This window comes from Acidimicrobiia bacterium (assembly GCA_036396535.1).
In the GTDB taxonomy this organism is placed as follows: Bacteria; Actinomycetota; Acidimicrobiia; order Spongiisociales; family UBA5794; genus DASWKR01.
This window is the reverse complement of record DASWKR010000067.1, coordinates 32194-41220: the sequence shown is the minus strand read 5'-3', so window position 1 is coordinate 41220 and position 9027 is coordinate 32194. Positions and strand designations below refer to the sequence as shown.

Genomic DNA, 9027 nt, shown 5'->3' with positions numbered 1-9027 from the left:
ATCTCAAGTCGAGGCCAGAGCACGGCGATGAGCGTGTCAACCTGGCCATCGACGAGAAACGGGCGCGGATCCTCGGTCACCCGGGCCACAAGACAATCCTCGCGATCGAGGAGGATCTCGTCGACCCTCAACTCGAAATTGGACGTACTCGGAGATTGACTGAAGTAACGCCCCGAGTCACCCGCCGCCTCAGCTAGTGGCTCATAGTTGAACGGATCGCCCAGCAGCGTCCCGAGGAGCTCGATGTCTCCAGCCTCGACGGCCTGCCACATCCGAAGCTCCACGAAGGTCATGATCTCCTCGATCTCGGCCTCGCGGTCCGCGGGCGGCGCCGTCGTGGTCGGCGGGGTGGTGGTCGTGGTCGGCGAGGTCGTGCTCTGCGGGGCGCTGGAGGTGGGCGGCGCTGTCGTGGTGGGAGCCGCAACCGGATCGTCGCCACCGTCGATGACGAGCACGGTGATCAGGGCCGCCAGCAGCACGGCGACGAAGCCGATCGCAGCCGCGGTCCTGTTCACGTATCTCCCCTTCGTGACCCCGACGCACTTTAACGATATCTAGCGATGGACGCTGGAAGAAGTTTTCGCGGCTCCGAGGGCCTTCGATCGGTTTCTGTCACATGGGAGCGTTACTTTGCGGTGATGGAACAGCTTTTGGAACCATCGGCGATGATCGGCGGAGCCGGTCCCGATACGGGCACCTCGTCCGCCGCCGAGTCGATCGACGCCCTCGAGCAGCGGCTCATCGCTTGCGAGCGCCTCATCGACCGGCTCCGAGTGGTCCAGGTCGCCACGCTGCGCCAGCTCGAAGCGGCCGGCGTGACGACGATCGACGGAGCTCGATCGATGAAGGATTGGATCACGGCTCGCCTCGACTTGCATCCGGACACGGCCGGCAACGTCATGCGTGCCACCCGCCTCCTCGCCCAGCATCCCGACCTCGGGGCTGCGGTGGCGACCGGCGAGGTGTCGACGGATCGTGCCGTCGCCACCGCCACGCTCCGAAACAGCGGAGCGTCAGCCGAAGCCATAGAGCTGTCCAACGGATTCGACGTCGCCGGGGTGTGGCGGTTGGCGGGGAGGCATCGTCGGCACAGGCGTGCAGACGAGCGTGAAGCGTCTGAGCGGCGTCATCTGCGCCTTCAGCCTTCGCTCGGCGGAATGACCGGGACGGGTTGGTTCGAATTGCCCGCCGTCGATTTCACGGTCCTCGAGAAGGCACTGTTTCAGCGCGCCGACGAGCTCCCGCGGTCGCCCGATGCAGTCCGTGAGGCGTTGGGGGCCCGACTCGCCGACGCCCTGGTGTCGATCTGCCAAGACTCCCTCGACCTCGAGGCGCCCGTCACCGCGACGACGGCCCCGTCCGTCACGGTGTTCGTCGACGCCGAGCTGGCAGCGCGAACGGGTGGGGAGGCGGGCTCAGTGACGGCAACCACCGGGCTCCCGGTCGGCCCTGCCACGCTCGAAGAGCTGCTGTGCACCGGCACCGTGAAAGTCGTCGGCGTCGATGCCGGAAGGCCGGTCACCGTCACCGACGGCAATCGCGCCATCCCGCCCGCCATCCGCGACTTCGTGCTGAACCGAGACCAGGGATGCACCATCGACGGCTGCGGATCCCGCTACCGCTTGCAGCCCCACCACGTGATCCCGTGGGCCGGCGGCGGAAGCCACGATGCCGACAACTTGACGACGGTCTGCTGGTACCACCACCACGTCGTGATCCACACGAGGGGTTACACCCTCGACCCGGAGTCGCCACCCCAGCGGCGGCGCCTCGTCCCACCTCAGTTCGACGATCCGTGACAGACACGTGGCAAGGTGGCTCAAGTTACCTTTCCCGGTCACCTGAACGCCACGTCCCGTCCCGGATGTCGATCCTCATCGTTCTGCCCGGCGCCAGCTCGCCCGCCGGGATCGTCACGAACTCGAACCCGACCTCGGCCACCGTGGGAGCCAACTCCCAGGGGTGGCACGGCTCGACGCTGGCCTGCTCGACGAGCCAGACCCTCACCTTCGATCCGGGGTCCGGCCGCGGAAGCCGCACTACTCCCTGCCGGCCGGCCTTCGCGGTCACGACGCCCATCAGCCCCTGTCGATCGATGAACAACGCATGGAGGCCGCCCGGCTTGCCGGAGTACTCGACCTCGGTCGTACGCACGCTCCTCCGCCGCTCGTAGTCCCGTTTCGCCTCGAGACGCAGCGAGTACCTGCGGCCCGCCGCGGCCAGCTCGTCGAGCCTGCCGATCGCGGTTGTCGCGGTCGCCGCCTCGACGGCGAACGCGCCGAACCGGCACGCCGACCCATCGGCGCCGCCGGCTGGGCCGCCGTGCTCGATGGCGATGGCCATGACGTGGCCGAGCCCGAATGTGACGTCCGCCGACGACAGGTCGACGAGATCGTCGCCCTCTACGAGGCCGATGAGGCGAACCCGCCGGTGCTTGTCGACGAGCGCCACGACGGCGTCGCCCCGCTGGAGTCGATCGAAGGCGTCGTCCTCGAGATGCCCCTCGTAAGGCGTATGGAACGGAACCCGGAGCGTCGTGCCGACGAGTGACTTCCCCTTGCCGACACGGACGCCGCTCACCTCGATGGCGATGTGGTCGCCTGTCGCGGCCATCACCCGGGCGTCGACCAGCACGCCGCCGGCTTCGAGGACATTGCGCGGCCGAGTGACCGCATCGACCTCCCCGGTCCGGGTGGCGAACATGGTCCGGTTCGGGTGCACCACCGCAGAGACCACGTTGCGGGCGAGAGCGTGCAGCTCACCCACGTCGGAGCCCGAGCACGTCCGCAGCGTCACCTGCCCGTCGGGCGTGGCGACCCGGTACTGCACGACGATCCCATTCGCCGGCTCGGCACAGGTGGTCGCGTCCGCTTCGGCCACTGCGGCGAGGCTCGGATCGTCCACCAGGCTCGAAAGCTGCCTGATGCCCTCGGCGTCGAGCGTCCCGACGGCAACCGTCATGTCGGGCACGGTGGCGCTCGGGAAGTCGACGAGCCCGACCTCGTAGCGACCGTCGATCCACACGCGCGCCGACGGGCATGGCCGGAGGTCGCCGAACGGCCACGCCAGAGCAGTGTCGACGACGACGAAGGTTATTGGCACGCACGCCTCGGTGGCGAGCTCCAGGGCCGGCTCCGCCGGAGGGATCAGCTCGGAGGGTGGCCGAAACGCGGCACGGGTCGTGGTTGCCGCCGGGTCGCTCGTGCACCCCGTCGCTACGAGTAGCACGGTGACGAGCCATCCTGCGAGCCGAGTCGAGGCGCGCATGGGCGCCAGTCTGGTCGGCGCCGGGAAGTACCGAGCGCTCAGAGGCTTGCGATGAGCTTCTCGACCCGCTCGTCCACCGCACGGAACGGGTCCTTGCAGAGCACTGTCCGCTGCGCCTGGTCGTTCAGCTTGAGGTGCACCCAGTCGACCGTGAAGTCCCGCTTGCGGGCCTTGGCAGCCTTGATGAAGTCGCCGCGAAGCTTCGCCCGCGTCGTCGCGGGAGGTTCCGTCATCGCGGTGGCGATGTCGCGGTCGGTCACGACCCGCTCCACCATCCCGCGATGCTCGAGCATGTAATACAGCCCGCGATCTCGCGTGACGTCGTGATACGTGAGGTCGACGAGCGCCAGCTTCGGCGAGGACAGCGAGAGCTGATGGCGCGCCCGGTATTCCTCGATGAGCCGGTACTTCGCCACCCAGTCGCACTCGCGATGCAGCGACATCGGGTCCTTCTCGAGCCCCGTGAGCAGCGATTCCCACATGCCGACCGCCCGTTCCACCTCCGGAGGGAAGCCGGTGGTCCTGGCGTATCGCATCGCCCTCTCGAGGTACTCCCACTGCACGTCGAGCGCCGACAGCTCCCTCCCGTTGGCGAGGCGGACTCGGCGCCTGCACGTGACGTCGTGCGAGATCTCCCTGATCGCCCTGATGGGATTCTCGAGTGACAGGTCTCGGAAGACGACGTCGTCCTCGAGCATCTGGAGCAGTGCCGCCGTCGTCCCGACCTTGACGTACGTGATGTACTCGGACATGTTCGAGTCACCTGCGATGACGTGCAGCCTGCGGTAGCGCTCGGCGTCGGCGTGCGGTTCGTCCCTGGTGTTGATGATGGGCCGGCTGCGCGTTGTCGCCGAAGAGATGCCTTCCCAGATGTGCTCGGCCCTCTGGGCGAGACAGAAGACGGTGCCTCTGGCGGTCTGGAGGAGCTTGCCGGCCCCCGCGTAGATCTGACGGGTGACGAAGAACGGGATCAAGGTGTCGATGATGCGCTGGAAGTCGCCTTGCCGGCCGACGAGGTAGTTCTCGTGGCAGCCGTATGAGTTTCCCGCCGAGTCGGTGTTGTTCTTGAAGAGGTAGATCTGGCCTCTGATGCCCTCTTCCTCGAGACGCCCCTCGGCCGAACGGAGCAGGCCCTCGAGGATCCGCTCCCCCGCCTTGTCGTGGCGAACGACGTCGTAGAGGCTGTCGCACTCCGGCGTGGCGTACTCCGGGTGGCTGCCGACGTCGAGGTACAGCCGAGCGCCGTTCTCGAGGAACACGTTCGACGACCGGCCCCAGCTCACGACCCTGCGGAAGAGATACCTGGCGACCTCGTCAGGCGAGAGGCGGCGCTGGCCTCGGAGCGTGCAGGTGACCCCGTATTCGTTCTCGATGCCGAATATGCGCCGTTTCACCCAGACAGGCTACAACCGGGGGTGTCGAACCTCGGCGTCAAGTGGTGCACTCCCAGACCCTCGCCATCCACAAGGCCCGCGAGCCCTTCTCGGTGAGCTGGACGATCTTGTCCTGCACGAGCTTGCGGACGGCGGCGCTCTCGGCGAGGGCTGCCGGCAAGGGGATGCGGCGCTCCGTGATCTGCGTCAGGCTGCTGAACATGTTCTTGGCGGCGCGGAGGATGGCGTTCTCGTCCTGGAGCGTGCCCGTCGGGAGGAACAGCTTGCCCTTCGGGGTGAGCCACTGCTTGGCGCGCTCGAGCATCCTGATCGGGAGCTCGCTCCCGCTGGGACCCCCTCCGTACCCGCTCGGGAACCAGCCGCTCTCGAGTGCGATGAGGTCCGGGATGCCCGACACGTCCCCGATGATCACATCCGCTTTGAGGTCGAGCGGGAGCGGGTCGAACAGGTCCCCTCGCATGAACGTCGTCATGTCGGCGACGCCGTGGCGGACGGCGTTCGATGTGGCCACTTCGACGACGTCTTCAGCCTGGTCGACCCCGTAGACGTGGCCGGCGCCGAGCTTGGCGGCGATGATCGCCAGGATGCCGGAACCGCACCCCACGTCGATGACGACGTCTCCGTCGCCGATCACCATCGCCTCCGCCAACATCGACGAGATCGTGGACGGGGCGAAGGTCTTGTCCGAGAGAGCCAGGTCGAGCGGACCTAGGCGACCCTTCCATTGGAACTCGGTGATGCTCTCCATGCCGGAACGTTAGAGCTTCGCGCTCTCGCACGAAAATGCCGTGCGGAGGGGATTGCGGCGCCGCGGTCCCAGCAGAGCCGCGTCCCGATTAACGTCCTCGCAGTGACCACGCGCGAGCGCCCTGCGCACTTCCAGCGGCTCACCACGGTCGGTGACGTCACGGTTGCCAACGTGCTGGCGGCCCGCCTCCGCTCGGAAGGAATCGAGGTGCGCGTCCACAGCGCAGCGCTCGGCCCCTACCCGGTGACCGTCGGCGATCTCGCCAGGTCCGAGCTGTGGGTGTCGAGCGACCGGCTGGCGGAGGCCGCCGAGATCATGCTCGATGCCGAGACCCGCGACGCACTGGCTCCGGCCGACCCCGACACCGTTCGGCTGCACGACGGGATGCCCGCCGAGTTCCGGCTGGTCGCATTGATCCTCGGCGTGATCCTGGTGATGCTCGTAGTCGCCCGCATCCTCAGGATGTACTGACTCTTCAGCTGCGGGCCGCCGCGATCTCGTCGGGAGTCAGGCGACGGAACTTGCGGCGCCCCAGGGTCCGGTCGAGCACGGCAGCCTCCCAGTCGTCCGCCGGGATCTCGCGGCTCTCCGCCGACTCGATCACGACTGCTGCCTGGGCTACGGCCACCGCCAGGGTCGAGGTCGGATCGAAGTGCTCGGAGAGGGCCGAGGTGAGCTGGTCTTGGTTGGCGCCCATCGCCCCGAAGCTGTCGATGTCCTGCAGGGTTCCGTCGAACTGCACTCGGTACAACTCGTTCGACCGATCCTCGCCCCCGACCTCGGCGACGAGGACTTCGATCTCGTACGGTTTGACGTCGTGGGTGAAGATCTGCCCGAGCGTCTGGGAGTAGGCGTACGCCAAGCCTTTGGCGGTCACGTCCATCCGTCCGTACGAGTAGCCCTTGACGTCTGCGTAGCGGATGCCGCCGACCCGGAGGGTCTCGAACTCGTTCACCCGCCCGACGCCTGCGAAGGCGATCTGGTCGTAGACCTCGCCGATCTTGTGGAGCGACCCGCTCGGGTTCTCGCCGACGATGAGGATCCCGTTCTCGTACTCCATGACGACGATCGGCTTGCCACGGCCGATGCCCTTCCTGGCGAAATCGGCCTTGTCCTTGACGAGCTGCTCGGTGGGCACCCAGTACGGTACGGTCATGGCCGGCCGTCCACGACGACTTGGGCGATCCCTGCGATCACCTCGTCGGGGACCTCCTTGTAGCCCTCGGTCGTCACCGTGACGACGTTCGGGTAGATGCGGCGCCGCAGGTCCGGGCCTCCGGTCGCCGTGTCCTCCTCTGCGGCAGCCACCAGGGCTTCGACGGCGATCTCGAGAGCATCGTTCTCGCCGAGCCCCTCCCGATAGGCCGACTTCAGGAACGACTTCGCCTCGGCGCCGCCCGAGCCGGTCGTCGCGTAGTCCTGCTCCTCGTAGCGGCCTCCGACGACGTCGAACGTGAACAGCTTGCCTCGCCCCTCCACCTCGTCGAACCCGCAGAACAGCGGGACGACGGCTAGCCCCTGGAAGGCGAGAGGGAGGTGATTGCGGACCAGCCTGGCGAGATAGTTCGCCTTGCCTTCGAGGCTGAGCCTGGTGCCCTCGATCTTCTCGTAGTGCTCGAGCTCCGTCTGGAACAGCTTGATGAGCTCGATCGCCAAGCCTGCCGTGCCCGAGATGGCGACGGCCGAGTACTCATCCGCCGGGTACACCTTCTTGACGCGCTTGTGAGCGATCACGTTGCCCGCGGTGGCGCGCCTGTCGCCCGCCATCACGACGCCTTCGCCGTAGTTGAGCGCCAAGACGGTGGTGGCTTCAGGGACCTCGATGTGCCCGCCGGCCTCGATCTTCCAAGCAGGAGCCATGCCGCGGACGGTCAGCAGCGAGAGGAAGCTGGCGTCGGGTACGACCGTGCCGAATACAAGTGGATCTTCCTTCGCCCGGTCCGACGTCACTCCCCGCCCTTCTGCACGTAGTTCTTCACGAACTCCTCGGCGTTCTCCTCGAGGACCGAGTCGATCTCCTCGAGCAGGTCGTCGATTCGCTCGGTGAGCTCGTCTCCCTGGGCAGTGACGGCCTCGTCCGCTTCGACCGTTTCGGCGTCGGCGTCCTGTGATCGGGTCTGTTTGCGTTCTTGTTCAGCCATGATCTCCTCCGAGTGATCGCAGCAGGTCGGCCGGAGTCTCCGAGGCTTCGAGGAGGCTCCCTACGAGGGCCTTCGTACCGCGTAGGGGCTCCATCATAGGCACCCGCTTCAAGGCGTCCTCGCCCACGTCGAACACGAGCGAGTCCCAGTTGGCAGCGACCAACGACTCGCGGAAGCGGGCAACGCACTCTCCCCGGAAGTAGGCCCTGGTGCGCTCGGGGGGCCTGCGGACCGCCTTCGCCACCTCCTCGTCCGTGAACAGTCGCTCCATCCTGCGGTTGCGGACGAGACGGTGGTACAGGCCTCGCTCGGGATCGACGTCGTGGTATTGCAGGTCGAGGAGGCGCAACTTCGGGTCGTTCCACTCGAGCCCGTCGCGTGCGATGAAGCCCTCGAGGAGGCGCAGCTTGGCGGTCCAGTCGAGCCGGTCTGCCGTGCGGAGCGGGTCGATCTCGAGATCGCCGAGCACCTGCTCCCACAGCGTCACGACATCGGCGAACACCGAGTCGAGATCGCTGCCGTGGAGGTACTTGGTCGCCCACTCGAGGTACTGCCACTGTGCCTCGAGCGCCGTCATCGTCCTGCCGTCGTCCAGCTTGAAGACGTAGCCAAGGGTCGTGTCGTGGCTCACCTTCCACACGGTGGGCACCGGCTCTGCGAGCACCAGATGCTCCGGGAGAGCGTGCTCGTCGAGGGCGTGCAGGACGAGCGCCGTCGACCCGAGCTTGAGGAACGTCTGGGTCTCCGACAGGTTGGCGTCGCCGATGATCACGTGGAGCCGGCGGTACTTCGTCGAGTCGGCGTGCGGCTCGTCGCGGGTGTTGATGATCGGCCGCTTCAGGGTGGTCTCGAGCCCGACCTCCTCCTCGAAGAAGTCGGCGCGCTGCGACACCTGATAGCCGACCTCGGGTCTGCCGTTCTCGGCTCCGACCTTGCCCGCCCCCGTGAAGATCTGGCGCGTCACGAAGAACCCGGTCATCGCCTTCACGATGTCCCCGAACGGAACGTCGCGCGGGATGAGGTAGTTCTCGTGCGACCCGTAGGAGTTGCCCTTGCCGTCGCTGTTGTTCTTGTGGATGAACATCCGCTCCTCGGGCGGCATGATCGATCGCACAGACGCCACCGCCCGGGCCATGACGACCTCGCCGGCCTTGTCGTACAGGGCCGCCTCGAGGGGGTCGTAGCACTCGGGCGTCGAGTACTCGGGGTGGGCGTGGTCGACGTAGAGCCGGGCGCCGTTGGTCAGCACCACGTTGACGAGTCCCGTCTCGAGCTCCGTCGGCATCGAGTCCTCGAAGCCGAAGCCCCGCGCGTCTCGCCCGGGTGACTCCTCGTCGAACGACCACTGGATCCTGGCGCGCTCACCGGCGTACGAGTTGATGATCGTGCTCGAGGCCAGCACGGGGTTGAAGTCGTGCTGATGGCGGACCGTGATCCCATATTCGGTCTCGGTACCGAGGACCTTATGCTGCGCCAC

At 67.0% G+C, this 9027-nt stretch carries 10 protein-coding genes; 2 read left to right on the top strand and 8 right to left on the bottom strand.

The window, feature by feature from the left end:
* On the bottom strand, window positions 1–515 hold a 515-nt coding region (locus tag VGC47_12665), incomplete at its 3' end, for a hypothetical protein (protein ID HEX9856158.1).
* A gap of 123 nt (window positions 516–638) precedes the next feature.
* On the opposite strand from VGC47_12665, the gene VGC47_12660 reads away from it, so the two are divergent.
* Window positions 639–1799, top strand: a complete 1161-nt coding sequence (locus VGC47_12660) for a DUF222 domain-containing protein (GenBank protein ID HEX9856157.1) — start codon at window positions 639–641, stop codon at window positions 1797–1799.
* Between the two features lie 25 nt (window positions 1800–1824).
* Here the strand turns inward: VGC47_12660 and VGC47_12655 are convergent, their stop codons facing one another.
* From VGC47_12655 to VGC47_12645, 3 genes are read right to left on the bottom strand one after another with little or no spacing between them, the layout of a single operon-like run.
* Window positions 1825–3267, bottom strand: coding sequence for a hypothetical protein (locus VGC47_12655; protein HEX9856156.1), 1443 nt, complete (start codon window positions 3265–3267; stop codon window positions 1825–1827).
* A gap of 38 nt (window positions 3268–3305) precedes the next feature.
* Complete coding sequence (gene pafA / locus VGC47_12650; GenBank protein HEX9856155.1) at window positions 3306–4661, bottom strand: Pup--protein ligase; 1356 nt, start codon at window positions 4659–4661, stop codon at window positions 3306–3308.
* 37 nt (window positions 4662–4698) lie between these two features.
* Window positions 4699–5409, bottom strand: coding sequence for a 50S ribosomal protein L11 methyltransferase (locus VGC47_12645; GenBank protein HEX9856154.1), 711 nt, complete (start codon window positions 5407–5409; stop codon window positions 4699–4701).
* A gap of 102 nt (window positions 5410–5511) precedes the next feature.
* Here VGC47_12645 and VGC47_12640 point away from each other — a divergent pair, with 102 nt between their 5' ends.
* Complete coding sequence (locus VGC47_12640; protein HEX9856153.1) at window positions 5512–5880, top strand: DUF2007 domain-containing protein; 369 nt, start codon at window positions 5512–5514, stop codon at window positions 5878–5880.
* A gap of 4 nt (window positions 5881–5884) precedes the next feature.
* Here VGC47_12640 and prcA read toward each other — a convergent pair whose 3' ends face one another.
* Genes prcA through dop form a run of 4 tightly spaced genes read right to left on the bottom strand, consistent with a single transcriptional unit; the run spans window position 5885 to window position 9027 of the window.
* A complete protein-coding gene (gene prcA / locus VGC47_12635; protein ID HEX9856152.1) occupies window positions 5885–6565 on the bottom strand; it encodes a proteasome subunit alpha in 681 nt (226 codons plus the stop codon).
* Window positions 6562–7359 carry a proteasome subunit beta gene (prcB, locus tag VGC47_12630; GenBank protein ID HEX9856151.1) on the bottom strand — a complete coding sequence of 266 codons (798 nt, stop codon included), beginning with the start codon at window positions 7357–7359 and terminating at the stop codon, window positions 6562–6564. Before prcB ends, prcA begins: the two co-directional genes overlap by 4 nt.
* Window positions 7356–7550 carry a ubiquitin-like protein Pup gene (locus VGC47_12625; protein HEX9856150.1) on the bottom strand — a complete coding sequence of 65 codons (195 nt, stop codon included), beginning with the start codon at window positions 7548–7550 and terminating at the stop codon, window positions 7356–7358. The genes prcB and VGC47_12625 overlap by 4 nt, the downstream gene beginning before the upstream one ends.
* Window positions 7543–9027, bottom strand: coding sequence for a depupylase/deamidase Dop (dop, locus tag VGC47_12620; protein HEX9856149.1), 1485 nt, complete (start codon window positions 9025–9027; stop codon window positions 7543–7545). Before dop ends, VGC47_12625 begins: the two co-directional genes overlap by 8 nt.

What these genes read in the sequence shown, in the direction of transcription:
- VGC47_12660 (HEX9856157.1), top strand. Translation starts at nt 639, where the DNA reads ATGGAACAGCTTTTGGAACCATCGGCGATGATCGGCGGAGCCGGTCCC.
- VGC47_12655 (HEX9856156.1), bottom strand. Translation starts at nt 3,267, where the DNA reads ATGCGCGCCTCGACTCGGCTCGCAGGATGGCTCGTCACCGTGCTACTC.
- VGC47_12645 (HEX9856154.1), bottom strand. Translation starts at nt 5,409, where the DNA reads ATGGAGAGCATCACCGAGTTCCAATGGAAGGGTCGCCTAGGTCCGCTC.
- prcA (HEX9856152.1), bottom strand. Translation starts at nt 6,565, where the DNA reads ATGACCGTACCGTACTGGGTGCCCACCGAGCAGCTCGTCAAGGACAAG.
- VGC47_12625 (HEX9856150.1), bottom strand. Translation starts at nt 7,550, where the DNA reads ATGGCTGAACAAGAACGCAAACAGACCCGATCACAGGACGCCGACGCC.